The 19,424-nt window shown below is 60.7% G+C and carries 17 protein-coding genes; 16 read left to right on the top strand and 1 reads right to left on the bottom strand.

The features are described 5' to 3' along the window. Positions 1-49 precede the first annotated feature (49 nt). Positions 50-2,023: a transglycosylase domain-containing protein gene (locus BTUS_RS16330; protein ID WP_123809361.1), complete on the bottom strand. Its 1,974-nt coding sequence runs from the start codon at positions 2,021-2,023 to the stop codon at positions 50-52. Positions 2,024-2,324: 301 nt separating this feature from the next. Between BTUS_RS16330 and speE the strand changes: the two genes are divergently transcribed. The 16 genes from speE (at position 2,325) to BTUS_RS16245 (ending at position 19,423) form a co-directional block, all read left to right on the top strand. Next, a complete protein-coding gene (gene speE / locus BTUS_RS16325; protein WP_013077169.1) occupies positions 2,325-3,155 on the top strand; it encodes a polyamine aminopropyltransferase in 831 nt (276 codons plus the stop codon). Continuing rightward, complete coding sequence (gene speB, locus BTUS_RS16320) at positions 3,152-4,033, top strand: agmatinase (RefSeq protein ID WP_013077168.1); 882 nt, start codon at positions 3,152-3,154, stop codon at positions 4,031-4,033. Before speE ends, speB begins: the two co-directional genes overlap by 4 nt. 40 nt (positions 4,034-4,073) lie before the next feature. Next, a complete protein-coding gene (argS, locus tag BTUS_RS16315; protein WP_013077167.1) occupies positions 4,074-5,747 on the top strand; it encodes an arginine--tRNA ligase in 1,674 nt (557 codons plus the stop codon). 14 nt (positions 5,748-5,761) lie between these two features. Next, the gene (locus BTUS_RS16310) at positions 5,762-6,094 is read left to right on the top strand and encodes an alpha/beta-type small acid-soluble spore protein (protein WP_013077166.1); all 333 of its coding nucleotides are present in this window, start codon (positions 5,762-5,764) and stop codon (positions 6,092-6,094) included. A 223-nt stretch (positions 6,095-6,317) separates the two neighbouring features. Further along, positions 6,318-8,339 carry a heterodisulfide reductase-related iron-sulfur binding cluster gene (locus BTUS_RS16305; RefSeq protein WP_013077165.1) on the top strand — a complete coding sequence of 674 codons (2,022 nt, stop codon included), beginning with the start codon at positions 6,318-6,320 and terminating at the stop codon, positions 8,337-8,339. Between the two features lie 79 nt (positions 8,340-8,418). Further along, complete coding sequence (locus tag BTUS_RS16300; RefSeq protein ID WP_013077164.1) at positions 8,419-9,609, top strand: acetyl-CoA C-acetyltransferase; 1,191 nt, start codon at positions 8,419-8,421, stop codon at positions 9,607-9,609. Between the two features lie 19 nt (positions 9,610-9,628). Then, on the top strand, positions 9,629-10,486 hold the full coding sequence (locus BTUS_RS16295) for a 3-hydroxybutyryl-CoA dehydrogenase (protein ID WP_013077163.1): 858 nt from the start codon (positions 9,629-9,631) through the stop codon (positions 10,484-10,486). Positions 10,487-10,724: 238 nt separating this feature from the next. Beyond that, positions 10,725-11,873: an acyl-CoA dehydrogenase gene (locus BTUS_RS16285; RefSeq protein WP_013077162.1), complete on the top strand. Its 1,149-nt coding sequence runs from the start codon at positions 10,725-10,727 to the stop codon at positions 11,871-11,873. A 19-nt stretch (positions 11,874-11,892) separates the two neighbouring features. After that, on the top strand, positions 11,893-13,035 hold the full coding sequence (locus BTUS_RS16280) for an acyl-CoA dehydrogenase (RefSeq protein ID WP_013077161.1): 1,143 nt from the start codon (positions 11,893-11,895) through the stop codon (positions 13,033-13,035). Between the two features lie 23 nt (positions 13,036-13,058). Then, positions 13,059-14,039: a methylmalonyl Co-A mutase-associated GTPase MeaB gene (gene meaB / locus BTUS_RS16275; protein ID WP_013077160.1), complete on the top strand. Its 981-nt coding sequence runs from the start codon at positions 13,059-13,061 to the stop codon at positions 14,037-14,039. Between the two features lie 77 nt (positions 14,040-14,116). Then, positions 14,117-14,620, top strand: coding sequence for a DNA-directed RNA polymerase subunit delta (gene rpoE / locus BTUS_RS16270; protein WP_013077159.1), 504 nt, complete (start codon positions 14,117-14,119; stop codon positions 14,618-14,620). Positions 14,621-14,750: 130 nt separating this feature from the next. Beyond that, positions 14,751-16,385 carry a CTP synthase gene (locus tag BTUS_RS16265; RefSeq protein WP_013077158.1) on the top strand — a complete coding sequence of 545 codons (1,635 nt, stop codon included), beginning with the start codon at positions 14,751-14,753 and terminating at the stop codon, positions 16,383-16,385. Between the two features lie 168 nt (positions 16,386-16,553). Next, a complete protein-coding gene (locus BTUS_RS16260) occupies positions 16,554-16,937 on the top strand; it encodes a response regulator (protein ID WP_041306527.1) in 384 nt (127 codons plus the stop codon). Between the two features lie 132 nt (positions 16,938-17,069). Continuing rightward, positions 17,070-17,924 carry a class II fructose-1,6-bisphosphate aldolase gene (locus tag BTUS_RS16255; RefSeq protein WP_013077156.1) on the top strand — a complete coding sequence of 285 codons (855 nt, stop codon included), beginning with the start codon at positions 17,070-17,072 and terminating at the stop codon, positions 17,922-17,924. 45 nt (positions 17,925-17,969) lie between these two features. Next, the gene (gene fsa / locus BTUS_RS16250) at positions 17,970-18,617 is read left to right on the top strand and encodes a fructose-6-phosphate aldolase (RefSeq protein ID WP_013077155.1); all 648 of its coding nucleotides are present in this window, start codon (positions 17,970-17,972) and stop codon (positions 18,615-18,617) included. Positions 18,618-18,697: 80 nt separating this feature from the next. Continuing rightward, positions 18,698-19,423 carry a hypothetical protein gene (locus BTUS_RS16245; RefSeq protein ID WP_041304519.1) on the top strand — a complete coding sequence of 242 codons (726 nt, stop codon included), beginning with the start codon at positions 18,698-18,700 and terminating at the stop codon, positions 19,421-19,423. Position 19,424: the final 1 nt, after the last annotated feature.

Below are 19,424 nucleotides of genomic sequence, written 5' to 3'. Positions count from 1 at the left end.
CGTGCTTCTTTGCCCTTACCATACTGGAACCGGCGCCTTGCGTCAACAATCACCGGCGGGAGCGGCCCTGAAACCAATCCCACAGGTGGTCAAAGGGCGTCCTCGTTTCCCCTCGGGGCCCTGGTGGGTGAGGTGGACTTCCGTGCAAAGAGCACACCTCCATGGGCTCTGTCCCCTGTACAAAATAATCCCACTCCACCCTGGGGCAGTTTTCGGTGGCCAACTTACCGGACAGGGGATCCACCGCCACCCGGACCAACCCGGGGGGAACCGGAAAATCCGGGGATCCCGGCGCCACGGCCCCGCTCATAAAATCCGCCCAGATCTGGGAGGCCAGGGTTGACTCCGCGGGAGAAAGGAACCGGTCCTTGTCGTATCCCACCCAGGCCACCGCCACCAGATTCGGAGAGAATCCCGCCATCCAGGCGTCGGTATCCGTGGATCCCGTTTTTGCCGCCAGGGGCCGGCCCTCCAGTTCCCGCGCCACCCGGGCCCCGGTTCCCTCCGGCTCGAATACGCTTTTCATGAGGTCTGTCAGAATGAATGTCCGCTGGGGATCGGTGACCGGGGTGGTCTTCGCATCGATCACTTCCAGAGCCCGGCCTTGGGGATCCAGCACTTCCCGAACCGTCCGGGGCGTCACCTGCACTCCCCCGTTTGCAATCGCCGCGTACGCCCGGGCCAAGTCCAGGGGAGACACCGGGAATGCGCCGAGCGCCAAGGATGGATAGGGTTGCAACGGCTCGGTGATGCCGAGTTGCCGGGCCATCTCCACCACCGCTTGGGGGCCCACTTTCATGATGGTGTCCACGGCGTACACGTTGTCCGACCGGGCTATGGCCTCTCTCATCGCCACCGGACGGTATAAATAATGATTGGCATAGTTGTGCACCTCGTAGGTTTGCCCATGTCCGTAGGTGACCGTCGTCGGTTCGCTGACAAAGGATGCGGTGGGGGTCATTCCCCGATGCAGGGCCGTGAGATACAAAATGGGCTTAAAGGACGAACCCGGCTGTCTCTGGGCGAGTACTCGGTCATAGGAGCTGGTTCTATAATCTGTTCCTCCCACCCAGGCCTTGATGTCCCCGGTGTGGGGATCCAGTGCCACGAAGGCGGCCTGAAGGCCACTTCCCTTTGGAATCGCCCGGGCGACAGCTTCTTCCGCCAGGCGCTGAAGCTTCGGGTCCAGTGTGGTGTAGATGGAGAGCCCCCCTTTGGCCAAGGCCGATTCCGGCACATCGTACCCAGAGCTGAGCTCCCGGGTGACATCATCCAGGAAATACGGCGCAGGCCGGTCCGGGGCGGGCTGCCGGGCCAAAGGCACGGGTTCTCGCCAAGCCCGGTCCGCCTCCGCCTGACTGATCATTCCCGCCCGCACCATCGCCTCCAGTACCTGCTTTTGCCGTTCTTTCGCCGCTTGAAAATGATGGATTGGATCATACACACTCGGTCCCCGGGGCAGCCCCGCCAACAGGGCACACTGGGCCAGATCCAGGGACTCCACGGGCTTGCTAAAATACGTCAAAGACGCCTCCCCCACCCCCGTGGCGCCGTGGCCAAAATAGATGGAATTGAGGTAGCGTTCCAAGATCTCATCCTTGGAGGCGTGCATTTCAAACTGCAGGGCCAGGATGGCTTCGTGGATCTTTCGGGTCCACGTGCGGTCCTGGGTGAGATACAGGTTTTTGACCAACTGTTGGGTGATGGTGGAACCGCCTTGGACGGCCGCCCCTTCCCGGATGTCGACCCAAAGCGCCCGGAGGATACCCCGCCAGTTGAGGCCTCCGTGCTGATAGAACTGGGCGTCTTCCGAGGCGATGACCGCTTCTTTCATCGCCGTGGGAATCCGGGTTAAGGGCACATAGTCGCGTTGGTCCGTCCCCCCGTACAACTGTGCGATAACCGATCCGTCCGCCCCGTACACCACCGTCGGGCGCGTATCGCCACCCGGGGGCAGGGGGGCGAAGCGCAGGTAAAGCACCGCCAAGCCGGCCAGGCCGATTCCCATGGCGCCCGCCGCCAACCATATTCTCCACGTTCGTCTGATCGGATTGCGGCCAGGCCGCCCCAGGGGAGGCAGGGACCCCGGGGACGGCGCGGAAGAATTCGAGGGAACAGGAACATCAGATAAACGATTCACAATGCCTCCCCGCCTTTCCTTATCCCCAGTATGGGCGCCGTATCGCCGGTGCAAACTGTCCCTACCGTCCCATCATTCAGAACCTGGCCTCGGCGGGGAGAATGCGTTGTCCGCGCCTGTGTTCTGGTATAATACCTACGTCTAAGAAGGGTCAGCGGGGGGTGCCCCGGAAAGGACGTGTCCCATGGAGCTCTGGTTTACCGAAAAACAAACGGAAAACTTCGGGATTACCGCCAAGGTGTCCAGGACTTTGCACACCGAGCGGACTCCGTATCAGCAAATCGATGTGCTGGAGACGGTGGAATACGGAAGAATGCTGGTGCTGGATGGCATGGTGATGTGCACGGATCGGGATGAATTTATCTACCATGAAATGATCGCCCATGTACCGCTGTTTACCCACCCCGATCCGAAGCAAGTGTTGGTGATCGGCGGGGGAGATGGGGGTACGATTCGCGAGGTGGTGAAACATCCCCGGGTGGAGAGGGCTGTGCTGGCGGAAATTGACGAGCGGGTCATTGCCGTATCCCAAGAATATTTTCCGGCACTCTCTCAGGGGTTCGCCGATCCCCGGGTAAAGATCGAGGTGGGGGATGGGATCGCCCACGTCAAAGCCAACAAGGACACCTACGACGTGATTCTCGTGGATTCCACAGAACCCATTGGGCCGGCGGAAGGGTTATTTGCCCGGGAATTTTACGAGGGAATCTATGAGGCGCTTCGGCCCGGAGGGGTGTTTGTGGCCCAGACGGAGTCCCCGCTGTTCAACGCGGCTCTGATTTCCCGGATCTGGCGGGATATTGCTTCGATCTATCCGGTGACGCGGCTGTATTTGGCGCCGGTGCCCACCTATCCCACGGGGATGTGGAGTTTTACACTGGGATCAAAGGGGCCTGATCCCCTGCAGGCGGAAGGTGAGGACGAAACGCCCATAGACACCCGGTACTACACCCCGGAGGTTCACCGGGCTTCCTTTGCCCTGCCTCGTTTTGTCGAGGAGCTGCTCGCCCGATGAAAACGATCCGCTTTGACCCGGCATTCAGCGGAGAGGCGTTTCTGGGGGCGAGCCCGGATTACCCCGAGGCCGTGGCGGTCATCTACGGTATGCCCATGGATTGGACCGTGTCCTTCCGACCCGGGGCCAGACTGGGACCCCGGCGGATTCGGGAGGTGTCCGTCGGACTGGAAGAGTACTCTCCTTATTTGAACCGCGATTTAGGAGAGATCCGGTACTACGATGCCGGAGACATTCCCCTCCCATTTGGCAATGCCGCCCAGAGCCTTGAGAGAATTCGCGAAACGGTGGGGCAGATCCTGGCGGATGAGAAGATCGCTGTGGGGCTCGGCGGGGAACACCTGGTCAGCTGGGGCGCCATTCAAGCGGCGGCCGATCGATATCCCGATCTCGTGCTCGTTCAACTCGACGCCCATGGGGATCTCCGGGAGGAGTACGAGGGACAACGCCTTTCTCACGCTTCGGTGATGCGCAGGGCGGTGGAACGGCTGGGCGGGGAGCGGGTGTGGCAGTTCGGGATTCGCTCGGGCCCGAGAGAAGAATTCGAGTTTGCCAGAAACCATACCCACTTTTATCCCTTCGAAGTGCTCCCGGCGTTGACCGAAGCCCGGGGAGAGTGGAAAGACCGGCCAATCTATGTCACCGTGGACATTGATGTCGTCGACCCGGCTTTTGCTCCGGGGACGGGCACCGCGGAGCCCGGAGGGATTTCTTCGTCGGAATTGCTGAGAGCGATCCACTGTCTGGCCGGGCTGAAGGTGGTGGGCTTCGACTTGGTCGAGGTCTCCCCGCCCCTGGATCCGACGGAGCAGACCCAGATTCTGGCGGCCAAAGTGATTCGAGAGGTGCTTCTCACGGTGGTTCCGGCGACCTGTTGAAACCTGCCTGCGGCCGAGAGGAAGGAAAGGAGTTTGCGACATGTCGACCCTACTCAACGTGCAAGAGAGACTCCGCCGGGAGTTGGCCGCGGCCGCCGGTCGCTGCGGTCTCTCCGTAGAGGCGGACCGGGTGCATCTCGAGGTGCCCCGGGACAAGCGCCACGGCGATTATTCGTCGAATGCGGCCATGCAGCTCGCCAAAGAGGTGCGGCGGCCGCCGAGGGCGTTGGCCCAGCAATTGGCCGAAACCCTGGACTGTCGGGCCGCCGGGGTAGAGCGGGTCGAGGTGGCCGGGCCGGGATTTTTGAATTTTTATCTGGACACCGGGTATTTGGACGACATCTTGCGGGAGGTGCTAAAGGAGAAGGGCGCCTACGGCCGCAGGGCCGTACCCCGGGGGAGCCGGGTCCAGGTGGAGTTTGTCAGCGCCAACCCCACCGGCCGCCTGCACATCGGCCACGCCCGGGGAGCGGCCTACGGCGACGCCCTCTGCCGAATTCTCGAATGGGACGGATACGAGGTTCAGCGGGAATATTACATTAACGATGCGGGAAATCAGGTGCACAATCTCGCCATATCCCTGGAGGCCCGGTATTTTCAAGCATTGGGGCGGGACGTGCCCATGCCAGACGATGGATATTACGGCCGGGACGTGGTGGAGCTGGCCGAACGGCTGGTTCGGGAGGAGGGTGATCGGTACGCCCAGATGTCGGAGGAGAAGCGCTATGAGGCGCTCAAACAAAAGGGCCTCGAAGCGATGTTGCAGCAGATTCGGGATGACCTGACCCGATTCCGGGTGCGCTTTGACCGCTGGTTCAGCGAACGCGCACTTTACGAATCGGGAGCGGTGGAGGAAACTGTCGAGGAGCTGCGGCGCCGTGGGTGGGTGTACGAGGCGGATGGGGCTCTGTGGTTCCGGTCCACAGCCTTCGGGGACGACAAAGACCGGGTCTTGATCAAATCGGACGGGTCCTATACGTATTTGACACCGGATATCGCGTACCACCGGGACAAATTGGAACGGGGATTTGACCGGTTGATCGACGTCTGGGGACAGGATCACCACGGCTACGTGGGCCGGATGAAGGCCGCGGTGGCCGCCCTGGGCGGGGATCCGGAACGGCTCGTGGTGCGGCTGTGCCAATTGGTGGCCCTCTACCGCAACGGGGAACCGGTGCGCATGTCCAAGCGGACGGGAAACGCGGTGACGATGGCGGAGCTCATGGATGAAGTGGGGGTGGATGCCGCCCGGTATTTTCTCCTGCGCCGCAGCAACGACAGCCACATCGACTTTGACCTCGATTTAGCCGTGTCCCAATCGAACGACAATCCGGTGTACTACGTCCAGTACGCCCACGCCCGAATCTGTTCGATCTTGCGCCAAGCCTCCGAACGGGGGTACCCGGATGTGGACCAGGCGGCGGAATCGGCCAACCTTCGGGTGTTGCGCAGGGAGCCGGAGGTGGATCTCCTCAAATGGCTGGGCAACTTTCCCACCGAGGTGGAAAGCGCCGCTGCGGCTTATGCGCCCCACCATATTGTGCATTACCTGGAGGAACTGGCAAAAAGATTCCACAGTTTTTATACGAGCTGCCGGGTGCTCGGCGAGGCGCCGGAGATCGAGGTGGCCCGGCTGGCGCTGGTGCGTGGCGTCCAATGGACTCTCCGGGTGGGGCTCGATCTTCTAGGCGTGGCGGCGCCGGAACAGATGTGAAGGAGGGATCGGGGGTGGATCCATCACGCGAGCCGGACGAGCTTCGACGGCGGCAAATGATGGAGCGGATGAAATGGGAGTTGGCCCGGGAACTCGGGGTGAAACCTCCGGTGGACGGCTACTGGGGAGGATTTCCGTCCAAGGTGTGCGGGCAGATCGGCGGGCGCCTTCGGCAGCGCCTCCGGGTATTGACCGGCGAAGGACCGTCGGGGAAAAATCCGGCTTCCCCAGGGTCGTCACCGGATCCCGGATCGAGCCCGCGTCAGGAGGCGGGAGGGTCATCCCGGGGCGCGGGAGGTTCCGCTCAGGGGGCGCCGAACTCCCGCCATCGGGGATCTTCTCGCTGAGCGGGAGGCAGGGCCATGCGCGTGAATGGCCGAATCGTTTCCGTCCCCCCGGGCCGGGTCCGCCACCTCGGTTTTTCTGGCTTGTTCCAAGACAACCCATTGCCCAAAAGTGAGGGGACGGTTAAAATGAATGGTGAATCATTCATTTTATCAGGTCGGACGTTGAAGGGAAGGAAACGAACGAACGGTCGTTACGGGCCGTTGAGTATAGGGGGGTTGAGATGTGGTAGCGATCGCGGTCCTGCGCATCGTGATTTTTCTGGCGCTCCTCGTGACCTCCGTGTATCTTTTTTGGTCGGCTTTCTCGAAGCGCTATCGGTATCTTCGTTTGGGCGTCGAGGAGAACCGGACGGATAACACGGGAGAACGCATCAAGAGTTTTCTGAAGTACGTCCTCGCCCAGGGGAAGGTGATCGCCGAACCGTCGGGGCTGGGGCATTTTGTGATTTTCTGGGGATTTATCATCCTTTCCTTTGGCACCCTGGATTTTATCGCCTATCAGTACTTCGGCGTGCACTTGCCCTATGGGGAATGGTCTTGGTTTGCGTTTTTGCACGAACTGTTCTCCTTATTGGTGCTGGCGGCCATCGGCGTGGCTTTCTATCGCCGCTACGTGTTGCAGCCCATGCGCCTCGATATTTCCATTGAGGCCGGGGTGATTCTCGGACTCATCACGATATTGGTGATCTCGGATTTGCTGGTGAGCGGCCTCCAGATCGCCCTCCGCGAAGAGGCTCCGAGTGCGGCGATTCCCATCGCCACGTGGCTCGGGACCGTATTTGCCGGCGGGTCGCCGGGTGTGTTGCGGGGATTTCACGAGGCTTTCGTCTGGGTGCACATTCTCACCCTGCTCGGGTTTCTCGTGTATATTCCCCGGTCTAAACACCTCCATATGATCGCGGCGCCGTTTAATGTCTATTTTCGTAAACTCGGCTCGCCCGGCAAGTTGAAGACCCTCGACCTGGAGGACGAGTCGGTGGAGGAGTTCGGCGTCGGCCGGGTGGACCAGTTCACGTGGAAGCAGCTCCTCGACGGGTACGCGTGTACCGAGTGCGGCCGGTGTCACGTCAATTGCCCGGCTACGCTCAGCGGCAAACCCCTGTCGCCAAAATATCTGATTCTCAAGATGAGAGATCATCTCGTGCAGGTCGGGGACACCCTTTTGGCCCAGCAGCGGATGGCTGCGGCCGGGGCCGGGGCGGGGGACGCGGGCGCGGCGGTGGCCACGGAGATTCCGTCTCTAATCGGGGATGTGTATACCGAGGATGAGATCTGGGCTTGTACCACCTGCCGGGCTTGTGAGGAAGCCTGCCCGGTCTTTAACGAGCACGTCGATAAAATCATCGACCTGCGCCGGTATCTGGTGCTCACAGAAGGTAAAATGGAACCGGAGATCAGCCGGGCCCTGAACAACCTCGAGCGCCAGGGAAACCCTTGGGGGCGCAGCCGCTCCAGCCGGGGGGATTGGGCGGAAGGTCTCGACGTGCGAGTCCTTGAAGAAGGGGAAGAGGTGGAATACCTGTACTACGCAGGGTGTGCCGCTTCTTACGACGACCGAAACAACAAGGTGGCCCGGACCTTGGTGGGTCTCCTGCAAAAAGCCGGGGTGGATTTTGCCATCCTCGGCAGCGCCGAAGAATGCTGCGGCGAATCGGCCCGGCGGCTCGGCAACGAGTTTCTCTTCCAACAGATGGCCGAGCAGAACGTGGAATCTCTGAAGAACTATAAGTTCAAAAAGATCATCACGGCGGATCCTCATTGCTTCAACACCTTGAAGAACGAGTACCCGGAATTGGGCCTGGAGGTACCGGTGATCCACCACACCCAACTCCTGGCGGACCTGGTTCTGGAAGGAAAGCTCAAGCCGGAAAAAGAGCTGGACATGGACGTGACCTACCACGACTCCTGCTACCTGGGGCGGTACAACGGCGAGTACGATGCCCCGAGGTTTATTCTCGAATCGATCCCCGGCGTCCATCTCGTAGAGATGGAGCGCAGCCGGGAGCGGGGCATGTGCTGCGGTGGCGGGGGCGGCGGCATGTGGAAAGAAGAGAAACATGGAACCCGCATCAATGTCATGCGCACCGAACAGGCGATGGAAACCGGCGCCCGGGCCATTGCGTCCGCTTGCCCGTACTGCCTGATTATGATGGAAGACGGGACAAAAGCCAAGGGCGTCGCCGACGAAATGAAAACTTTCGATGTGGTGGAGATGTTGGACCAGTCGGTCAACGGTAAATCTTAAGAACGCGCGGCGGTTCCCGGGCGGGCGCACGTCAAGGCCAGCCCGGGTCCGTTTGCGTTTCGGAGGAGGAAGATGGCGGGTGGCACGGCGAACAGCGGTGGTGGGGGCGGCTCGGACGCCCTTTGGCAAGCTCGGCGGGGCACTGGCGGCGAAAAAAGCGGTGGAGCTCGGCGCCGCGGCGATTCGCGGGGCGATGGACCGGGCGGGGGTGGGCCCGGATGAGGTGGACGAACTCATTATGGGGATGGTGCTTCAGGGCGGGGCGGGTCAGATTCCGTCCCGACAGGCGGCCCGGCTGGCGGGACTTCCTTGGGAGCTCCCGACGGAGACGATCAATAAAGTGTGCGCTTCGGGACTTCGGGCGGTGACCCTCGGGGACCAGATCATCCGGGCCGGGGACGCCCGCGCCGTGGTGGCCGGCGGGATGGAGAGCATGTCCCAGGCTCCTTATGCCGTTTTTGGAGCCCGGGAAGGGTTGCGCATGGGTCACGGGCGGATGGTGGATCTCATGATATACGATGGACTCTGGTGTGCCTTTCACGACGTGCACATGGCGGCCTTGGGCAGCCGAGTGGCCGGTGAGTACGGGATCTCCCGGGAAGACCAGGACCTATGGGCGCTGCGCAGTCACCGCCGGGCGGTGGCAGCCATGGACGCCGGCCGGCTGGGCGAGGAGATCGTACCGGTGGAGGTTCAGGAGAAGCGGGGTGTCCGCCGGGTGGAACAGGATGAAGCGCCCCGGCGAAACACCAGTCTGGAACAACTGGCGGTTCTGCCGCCGGTCTTCACCAAGGATGGGACGGTGACGGCGGGCAATGCCCCGGGGGTGAACGACGGGGCCGGAGCTCTGGTTTTGATGGACGAGGAGACGGCCCGGTCGGAAGGCAAAGAAGTGCTCGCCGTGATCCACGGCCACGCCGAGGTGGGGGCGGAAGCGGCGTACATTGCCACCACCCCGGCGCTGGCAATCCAGAAGTTGCTGAAAAAAGCCGGGCGGCGCCTGGAGGACATCCGGCTGTTTGAAATCAATGAGGCCTTTGCGGCGGTGGTGTTGACAAGCGCCAAGCTTTTGGAGATGTCCCCGGACGTTCTGGAGGAGAAGGTCAACGTCAATGGGGGCGCCGTGGCCCTCGGGCATCCCATCGGAGCCAGCGGGGCGCGGATTCTCATGACCCTCATTTATGAACTTCGGCGCCGGGGTGGGGGCCTTGGCGTTGCCGCGATCTGCAGCGGGGCGGCCCAAGGAGACGCGATTCTGATCGAGGTTTGAGAAAGGAGTATGGGCATTCATGGCGAATATCGGGCGGATGTTGGTGGTCGGGGCCGGGCAGATGGGCGGCGGAATCGCCCAAGTGGCTGCTCAGTCGGGGCTTGAAGTATGGCTGCAGGATATTTCTGAAGCCCTGGTGGAAAAGGGGCTCGGGCGGATTCGCGCCAACTTGGATCACCAGGTGGAAAAGGGGCGCATGACGGCGGATCAGCGCCAGGGGGTCCTGGATCGGATTCACCCCGTCGTCCGCCTGGAAGACGGAGCTCAGGTGGACATCGTCGTGGAAGCGGCGACGGAAAACCTGACGATCAAAAAGGGTATCTTTGAAACCCTCGACCGGCTGTGCCCACCCGGGGCGATTCTCGCCTCGAACACGTCTTCCCTGCCGATTACCGAGCTCGCCGCCGTCACAAAGCGGCCGGAGCAGGTGATCGGGATGCATTTTATGAACCCCGTCCCGGTGATGAAGCTGGTGGAGGTCATCCGGGGACTCGCCACCCGGGATGATGTCTTTACAGCGGTGAAAGAGCTTGCTGAGCAGATGGGGAAAGTTCCTGTGGAAGTGAACGATTACCCCGGCTTTGTTGCGAACCGCATCCTCCTTCCCATGATCAATGAGGCGATCTACTGCGTATATGAAGGGGTGGCAGCCCCCGAAGATGTGGATACGGTCATGAAACTCGGGGCCAACCACCCGATGGGGCCCCTGCAGCTCGCGGATTTTATCGGCCTGGATACATGTTTGGCCATCCTGGAAGTCCTTCATGAAGGCCTCGGGGATCCGAAGTACCGGCCATGTCCCCTGTTGAGAAAATATGTCAACGCGGGGTGGCTGGGAAAGAAGAGCGGCCGGGGATTCTATCGATACGATCAGTAAATTGAAACGGGATGCGGGCCGGTCAGACCGTGAGGGCCTTGGGGGTTCAGCGTGGCGGTCCCGGTGACCCGGCGGACCTCCTGGCCACCGGGACCGGGGCGCGCCTTTTTCCGACGGCCGGGGTAGGGAACCTGCTGCGGGCAGGGCACAAAAACCGATTGCGCCGGCGAAGTGAACGAGCGTTCAGTCAGGATTCGATTGGATCGGGAAATGTGAAGTACAGAGAGAGGGATGGGGCATGAACTTTTCACTGACCGAGGAACAACAGGAAATCCGGGACGCCGTTCGGCGGTTTGCCGAAGAGGTGATTCGCCCCCGGGCCCCGCAAATCGACGAAGAAGATCGGTTTCCCCGGGATATCATTCAGAATATGGCGGATCTTGGCTTTCTCGGGATTCCGATCCCGGAAGAGTGGGGGGGCGTGGGGGCGGATTTTGTTTCTTACGTGCTGGCCATTGAGGAGGTGGCAAAAGTATCCGCGACGGTCGCCGTGATCCTGGCGGTGCACACCTCTCTGGGGGCCCTGTCCGTGTTGTACCACGGCTCAGAGGACCAGAAAGATAAATACCTCCGGGGGTTGGCTTCAGGGCGGCTTCTCGGCGCCTTCGCCTTGACCGAGCCCCAGGCGGGTTCAGACGCCGCGGCCATCACGACCCGGGCCCGTCGAGAACCGGGAGGGTATCGGATTGACGGACAAAAAGTATTTATCACCAACGGCGGCGAGGCCGATCTGTACCTCATCTTTGCGAATCTCAATCCCGAAGCCGGGCGGCGCGGGATCACCGCATTTTTGGTCGAAGCGGACAATCAGGGATTGATTATCGGTAAAAAAGAGCGCAAGATGGGACTGAATGGGTCAGCGACCACGGAACTCATCTTTGAAGATTGTCGGGTTCCCGAAAGTGCTCGGCTCGGCGGTGAAGGGGAGGGGTATCGCGTAGCCATGTCGTTGTTGGACGGCGGGCGAATCGGCATTGCAGCGCAAGCTCTGGGGATCGCAGAAGGAGCCTTGGAACTCGCCCGGGCCTATGTCAAGGAGAGACAACAATTCGGCCGGAGAATCGGGGATTTTCAGGGGGTGCAATTTATCCTCGCGGACCGGGCTGCAGAGATCGAAGCGGCGCGGCTACTGGTATACCGGGCGGCGACCATGCGGGCCAAGGGACTCCCCTGCGCCAAAGAAGCGGCGATGGCGAAATTGTACGCTTCGGATACGGCGATGCGTGTGACTGTCGATGCGGTGCAACTTCACGGAGGGTACGGCTATATCAAAGATTACGGCGTGGAGCGCTACATGCGGGATGCGAAAGTGACCCAGATCTACGAGGGGACGAACCAGATCCAGCGCATGGTCGTGGCCAAACACGTACTCGGGTCGGCGCAATGATCGCAAGGGGGATGGAGAGATGGAGTTTGTTCTGACCAAGGAACAAGAACAGATGAGGGAAGCAGTCCGGGCCTTTGCCGAGGAAGTGGTGGCACCCGGGGCGGCGGAACGGGATGAACAGGAGAGCTTTGATCGAGGGATTTTTGACAAGATGGCGGAGTTGGGATTGGCGGGTATCCCCTGGCCGGAGGAGTACGGCGGCGCCGGTCTCGACATGTTGACCTACGTGATTACCGTTGAGGAGCTGTCTCGGGTAGATGCGTCGGCCGGGGTGACCATCTCGGCGCACACCAGTTTGGCTTCGTGGCCCATCTATCGCTTTGGGACGGAGGAGCAAAAGCGGAAGTATCTGCGCCCCCTGGCTGAAGGGACGAAGATCGGGGCCTATGGGTTGACCGAACCCGGAGCGGGCACCGATGCGGCCAATTTGCGGACCACGGCCGTTCGCGAAGGAGATCACTACGTACTGAACGGGAGCAAAATTTTCATCACCAACGGTGGGGAAGCGGATATCTACGTGGTATTTGCCACCACCGACCGGGAAAAGCGCCACCGGGGAATTTCGGCATTTATCCTAGAAAAGGGGATGCCCGGGTTTCATTTTGGCAAAAAAGAAAAGAAAATGGGCCTAAGGTCCTCTCCAACGATGGAGTTGGTGTTTGATAATTGCATCGTCCCGGCGGAGAACCGGCTGGGCGAAGAAGGGTTCGGATTCAAGATCGCCATGATGACCCTGGATGGTGGGAGAAACGGAATCGCCGCCCAGGCGGTGGGGATTGCTCAAGGTGCCTTGGAGGCCGCGGTGGCTCATGCGAAAGAACGGGAGCAGTTCGGCAAGTCCATCGGACAGTTTCAGGCGATTCAGTTTAAACTGGCCGATATGGCTACCCGGGTGGAGGCGGCGCGGCTGCTGACCTATCAGGCGGCCTGGCTGGAGGATCGGGGGCTGCCCTACGGCAAGGCCTCGGCGATGGCGAAAATGTACGCCTCCGATACGGCCATGTACGTGACCACCGAGGCGGTCCAGATCTTCGGCGGGTACGGGTATATCCGCGAATATCCCGTGGAACGGTTTATGCGGGACGCGAAGATCACTCAGATCTACGAGGGGACCAACGAGGTTCAGCGCATGGTGGTGGCCAGGGAACTGTTGCGGGATTGAGTTCGGGGCGAGGGGTGTCCAAGGTGCCGCAAAGTGTGGAGCGATGGGTTGAACGGATTCGGTCCGGGGATCCCCGGGCCATCGCCCGGGCGATCACGTGGGTGGAGGATGAGGCTCCCGAGGCCGCGGCGCTTCTGAACGCCCTCCGCCCGGTGGCCGGGGGAGCGTACAGAATCGGTTTGACGGGGCCCCCGGGGGTGGGGAAAAGTTCACTCACCGACCGCTTGATCCGGGTGTTGCGGGGGTCGGGTCATCGGGTCGGGGTGGTGGCGGTGGATCCCACCAGTCCGTTTACCGGAGGGGCCCTGCTGGGAGATCGGGTTCGAATGGTGGATCATGCCTTGGATCCGGGGGTTTTTATCCGAAGCATGGGCACCCGGGGCCGCCTCGGGGGATTGGCCCGATCAACGAAAGATGTACTGGATCTTCTTGATGCTGCCGGTTACGATGTGGTCATCGCCGAGACCGTGGGGGTCGGGCAGTCTGAACTGGACGTGGTTCATGCGGTGGACACGGTCATTCTCGCACTGAGCCCGGCGGGCGGGGACCAGGTTCAGATGCTCAAGGCGGGGATCATGGAGATTGCCGACATTTTCGTAGTCAATAAGGCCGACCTCCCCGGGGCCGATCGGACGGTCCGCCTCATTCGCTACATGGTGGACCTAGCCCATCGCGGGGGGTGGCGGCCCCCGGTGCTCGCCGCTTCGGCATCGGAAGGACGGGGGCTGGAGGACCTGTGGGAACAAATCCTTCGCCACCGGACTTATCTGGAAGAGAGCGGGGAAGGCCGAAAACGGCGGTTGCGGCGCCTGGAAGACGCTGTGTGGGACCAAGTGCAAGCCCGGGTTCAGAGGGCTTTCCTACAATGGAAGGCGGCGCGGCCGGATTGGGAAAGGGTTTTGGAAGAGGTGGCAGACGGGAAGCGGGGCCTCGAGGGCGTGGTGGACGAGATTGTTCATTCCGTGGACTTTTCCGCTGGCAGGGCGGAGGGCGGTGTGTTATAATTTCCTTCTGTATGCAGTGAACCGTTCCAATCGCCGCATTCGGTTACAAGAGTTCCGATGGGAAAGGGGGATCGCCGATGGCGGGGGAAGCCGTAGCAGGATGGGATCCCGAACGTCTGGAAGAAGCGTCGTTCGTTGACTTGGCGTACGAAGTTTTGCGGGAAGGGGGCACGCCGGCTCACTACCGCGACTTGTTGGCCGACGTGGCGCAATTGAAGGGCCTCTCCGACGAGGAACTGGATGAGGTCATTGCCCGCTTGTTCACGGACATCAACGTGGACGGGCGGTTTATCCACTTGGGCGAAAACGTTTGGGGATTAAAACGCTGGTACCCCACCGATAAGACCGCAGACCGCAGCCTTGGCAAGAAGGCCGCCGCGGTCGTGGACGACGAGGAAGAAGAGGACGAAGAACTCGAACTGGTGGAGATCGACGAAGTCGAGGATGAGGAATCCGAAGATGAGGTCCCGGACGAGGAAGATGTGGACGAGTTCGAGGAACTGGATGATTTGGAACCCGATGACGGCGAGATCGACGACAGTGATGACTTGGACTTTGAAGACAGCGAGGACGATTATTGAATTTCGCCCGATTTCACTTGACGCTGCGGGGGCGAGAGGATACCATACGTAAAGTATGGGAAACGGTTGAGACGACGCCTGATGCAAATCAGGCTTTTTCTCTGTGCCGTGCGGCCTGGGAGGATGAAGAATGACGAAATATATCTTTGTCACCGGCGGCGTCGTGTCGTCTCTCGGCAAGGGGATCACCGCCGCCTCCCTGGGGAGATTGCTGAAAAACCGGGGACTCCAAGTGACCATTCAGAAGTTCGACCCTTACATCAATGTGGATCCCGGGACCATGAGCCCGTATCAGCACGGGGAGGTGTTCGTCACCGACGACGGGGCGGAAACCGATTTGGACCTGGGCCATTATGAACGATTTATTGACATCAGTTTATCGCAAAACAACAATGTGACCGCCGGCCGAGTTTACTGGTCTGTCATCCAAAAAGAACGCCGGGGCGATTACTTGGGGGGAACGGTTCAGGTCATCCCCCACATCACCAACGAGATCAAGGAACGGGTGTTCCAGGCCGGGCGGGACACCGGGGCGGACGTGGTGATCACGGAGATCGGGGGCACGGTGGGGGACATCGAAAGCTTGCCCTTTCTTGAAGCCATTCGACAGATCCGCAGCGATGTGGGCCGGGACAACGTCATGTATATTCATGTCACCTTGATCCCGTATCTGCGGCCCTCGGGAGAACTCAAAACCAAACCCACCCAGCACAGCGTAAAGGAACTGCGCAGCATCGGCATTAGCCCCAATGTGATCGTCTGCAGAACCGAGTATCCGCTCTCCCAGGAGCTTCGGCGCAAAATCGCGCTATTCTGCGATGTGGACGTAGATGCTGTGATTGAGGCCCGGGATGCAGTGGTCCTTTATGACGTCCCCCTGATGCTTCAGGAGGAGGGCCTCGACGAGATTACGGTCCGGCACCTGAAATTGGATGCGCCTCCGGCGGAGATGGGGGAATGGATCGATCTCGTCAAACGGGTGAAAAATCTCAGGGGACAGGTCAACATTGCGCTGGTGGGAAAGTACGTCAGCCTTCGAGATGCGTATATCAGCGTGGCGGAAGCCCTTGCCCACGGCGGGTACGCCAATGATCTCACCGTGGATATCCGCTGGATCTCGGCGGAGGAGGTCACTCCGGACAATGTGGAAGAACTCCTCGAAGGGGCGGACGGAGTGCTCGTACCCGGAGGGTTCGGCGACCGCGGAATCGAAGGAAAGATTGCCGCCGTAGAGTATGCCCGGGTGAATCGCATTCCTTACCTCGGAATCTGTTTGGGGATGCAACTGGCGGTGGTGGAATATGCCCGAAACGTGCTCGGGTGGGAGGACGCGCACACCACAGAGATTGACGAGTCCACCGACCACCCGGTCATCGATCTGTTGCCGGAACAAAAAGGCCTGACCGACAAGGGCGGCACGATGCGCCTGGGCGCTTATCCGTGCCATCTCAGGGCCGGAACCAAAGCCCACGCGGCTTACGGGGAGTCGGTGGTCTTTGAACGCCACCGCCACCGGTACGAATTCAACAATGCTTTCCGGGATGCGTTGACCGAGGCGGGATTGGTGGTGGCGGGCACTTCGCCGGACGGGCGGCTGGTGGAGGTCATTGAGTTGAAGGATCACCCGTGGTTCGTCGCAACCCAGTTTCATCCGGAATTCACATCGCGGCCAAACCGGCCTCAACCTCTTTTTCGAGAATTTATCCGGGCTGCGATGGGGTACCGGCAGGAACGGCGGGCTTCCTCCACGGCCACCGGGGTTTGAGCCCGCCGAACTCCTATCCCCTTCCCAAAACGGGAGGGGGATATTTTATTCGGACGATTGATTTGGAATTTTCTTCACTTAACGGGATTGTCGAAAAAAGAGATGTGATGTCGAATCGTGTCATGAAGGATTTTACACTTGAGAAGCGAAATATTGACCAGCAGGGAGATGTCGAAAGGGGGAAAGGCCGTGTCTTCAAAGAAAATCTTGGTTGTGGACGACCAATTCGGGATCCGAGTACTGTTGAAAGAATTGTTGGAACAAGACGGCTACAGCATTTATCAAGCGGCGAATGGACCAGGAGCTTTGCAAATTGTTCAAGATGAGCGGCCGGATCTGATCCTCCTCGATATGAAGATTCCGGGGATGGATGGACTGGAGATCCTGCGCCACATCCGCGACATCGACCCGGCGGTGAAGGTCATCATGATGACAGCGTACGGCGAACTCGACTTGGTGAGAGAGGCGGATGAGTTGGGGGTGGTGGCGCATTTCACCAAACCCTTCGACATCGAAGTAATCCGGCAGGTGATCAGGGATCAGTTGAACTGAAGGTCGTCCCTACATACGTCGGCGCCGGGGTCGCCCAGACGCGACAGGTGAAAAAAACCCGTGATATAATGGCAAGGAACGGGCATGGCAGCCGATGGATTGGACGATATTTTACAGTGGGAGGGATGTTGGGTGCCGCTGGCCACATTGAAAGAAGTGCTGGACGACGCGTTTCGCAACGGGTACGCGGTGGGCCAGTTCAACATCAACAACCTGGAGTTCACCCAGGCGATTATGGAGGCCGCCGAAGAGGAGCGGTCTCCGGTGATCTTGGGAACCAGTGAAGGGGCCATCAAGTACATGGGCATCGACTACACGGCGGCCATCGCCCTGACGGCTGCCCGCAATGCCACGGTTCCGGTGGTGCTTCACCTCGATCACGGCAGTTCCTACGAGTGGGTACTGAAGTGTTTGCGCCGGGGATGGTCCTCCATCATGATCGATGGCTCTCATCATCCCTTGGAGGAGAATATTCGCCTGACCAAGCAGGTTGTGGATGCCTGTAAAGTGTTAGGAGTGTCGGTGGAAGGGGAGTTAGGGCGGATCGGCGGTACGGAAGACGAGCTCACCGTCGACGAGCGGGAGGCGAGTTTGGTGCGCCCCGAAGAAGCGAAGCGGCTGGTGGAGGAGACGGGAATCGACGCCTTGGCGCCGGCCATCGGATCGGCTCATGGCCGGTACAAAGGCAAGCCCCAGCTGGATTTTGACCGTTTGGCCACTGTTCGGGACCTGTGCAAACTGCCCCTTGTCCTCCATGGAGGTTCCGGGATTCCCGACGAGGATATTCGGAAAGCGATCAGCCTCGGGGTCGCCAAGATCAACGTGAACACCGAGAACCAGGAAGCCTTTACGGCCAAGGTTCGGGAGATTTTTGCCGCGGACCGGGAAGTCTACGATCCGCGCAAGTACCTGGGGCCCGCCCGTCAAGCCATTAAGGAGACGGTCAAGGCGAAGATTCGCCTGTTCGGAAGCAACGGCAAAGCGTAGTCGCCGAGGCGATGCGATGCCGCCCATTGTACAGGGGGGATTCGGGTGCAGCTGTTTATCGACAGTGCCAATGTCGACGAGATCCGCAGGGTCAGCGCCTGGGGGGCGGTGTCCGGGGTGACCACCAATCCCAGCCTCATCGCCAAAGAAGGCCGGGATTTTGTCGAAACTCTGGTTGAAATCGCCGGGCTGGTGGCCGGCCCGATCAGTGCGGAGGTTCTCTCCCTGGATGCCGAGGGCATGCTGGAGGAAGGGCGGAAACTAGCGGCTGTGGCCCCGAACATCGTCATCAAGGTGCCGATGACCGCGGAAGGTTTGAAAGCTGCCCACGCCTTTGCCAAAGAAGGGATTCGGACGAATGTGACCCTGGTTTTCTCCACCAACCAGGCCCTTCTGGCCGCCCGGGCCGGGGCGTCCTACGTGAGCCCTTTCGTGGGCCGGCTGGACGATATCGGGTACGACGGAATCGCCCTGATCCGGGAGGTGGCGGAGATTTTCCGGATTCACGGCCTGGATACGCAGATCATCGCCGCCAGCATTCGGCATCCCATGCATGTGACCCGGGCCGCCCTGGCCGGGGCTCACATTGCGACGGCCCCCTTTGCCGTGCTTGAGCAGATGGTCAAACATCCGCTGACCGATCTGGGAATTGAGCGATTCCTGGCTGACTGGGGGAACCGGCCCACTCCTTGAGCCCCGGCCGACTCCCCGGGCCCTGCCACAACGTGCGGCGGGGCTTCCTCCGCCTCAGGTACAGGTCTGAGTCTTCGCCGATGATCGAGAACATCAGCACAAAGGAGGCGGCGGTGGTGCCGATCACCGCAGGGGTGGCGTGGGCCGCAGCGGTGGTGTCGCTGGGCCTCGCCGGTTCGATGATCAAACGGTGGGCGGAACGGGGCGGCGCCCACCATTTTTGGTGGGCCGCTTCGTTCCTTCTCTACACCGCGGCGGCCTTTACTGAAGGGTACGCCTTGGTGTGGGGATGGACTTCTCCGATTTATAAAGTTTACTATTATGCCGCTTTGGTGCTGGTGGCGGCTATGGCGGCGGGCGAGGTGGATCTGCTCGGAAAGGGCCGCCGGGGGTGGGCTCGGCGGGCCTTCACCGGATATGTGTTGGGGGTGTCTCTGGTTTTTCTGGTGCATCTTATCAGCTTAGGCCCCCTGGATATGACCAGATTCCGCGGGGCGGGAACTGCCATCGGCGGGCAGGCCATGCCCGGAGCGATCCGGAATTGGTATCCCTTGCTTTTGTCCATGGTGGGAGGAGTGATCCTGATTGTCGGCCCCCTGTGGTCCTGGTGGAAAACCCGGCAGCCTTCGGGGCTTTTGATCGCCCTCGGGGCGGTCATCCTCAGTGCCGCGGGATCGGCGGCCAAGACCGGGCACCCGGCGCTCCTGCCGATCAGCGAACTGGCCGGAATCCTCCTCATTTGGCTCGGGGTCATGGGAGCGGGGTCTGCACCCCGGAAGGATCGACCCGAGGGTAAAGGAGAGTGAG

The organism is Kyrpidia tusciae DSM 2912 (assembly GCF_000092905.1).
Lineage (GTDB): Bacteria > Bacillota > Bacilli > Kyrpidiales > Kyrpidiaceae > Kyrpidia > Kyrpidia tusciae.
The sequence above is the reverse complement of the archived record's forward strand: the minus strand, read 5'-3'. Positions and strand labels throughout refer to the sequence as shown.

Bases quoted from the DNA above. Each gene is read 5' to 3' on its own strand.
- speB (WP_013077168.1), top strand. From the start codon at position 3,152: ATGAAAACGATCCGCTTTGACCCGGCATTCAGCGGAGAGGCGTTTCTG.
- BTUS_RS16245 (WP_041304519.1), top strand. From the start codon at position 18,698: ATGATCGAGAACATCAGCACAAAGGAGGCGGCGGTGGTGCCGATCACC.
- BTUS_RS16280 (WP_013077161.1), top strand. From the start codon at position 11,893: ATGGAGTTTGTTCTGACCAAGGAACAAGAACAGATGAGGGAAGCAGTC.
- BTUS_RS16260 (WP_041306527.1), top strand. From the start codon at position 16,554: ATGTCGAAAGGGGGAAAGGCCGTGTCTTCAAAGAAAATCTTGGTTGTG.
- speE (WP_013077169.1), top strand. From the start codon at position 2,325: ATGGAGCTCTGGTTTACCGAAAAACAAACGGAAAACTTCGGGATTACC.
- rpoE (WP_013077159.1), top strand. From the start codon at position 14,117: ATGGCGGGGGAAGCCGTAGCAGGATGGGATCCCGAACGTCTGGAAGAA.
- BTUS_RS16265 (WP_013077158.1), top strand. From the start codon at position 14,751: ATGACGAAATATATCTTTGTCACCGGCGGCGTCGTGTCGTCTCTCGGC.
- BTUS_RS16295 (WP_013077163.1), top strand. From the start codon at position 9,629: ATGGCGAATATCGGGCGGATGTTGGTGGTCGGGGCCGGGCAGATGGGC.
- argS (WP_013077167.1), top strand. From the start codon at position 4,074: ATGTCGACCCTACTCAACGTGCAAGAGAGACTCCGCCGGGAGTTGGCC.
- BTUS_RS16285 (WP_013077162.1), top strand. From the start codon at position 10,725: ATGAACTTTTCACTGACCGAGGAACAACAGGAAATCCGGGACGCCGTT.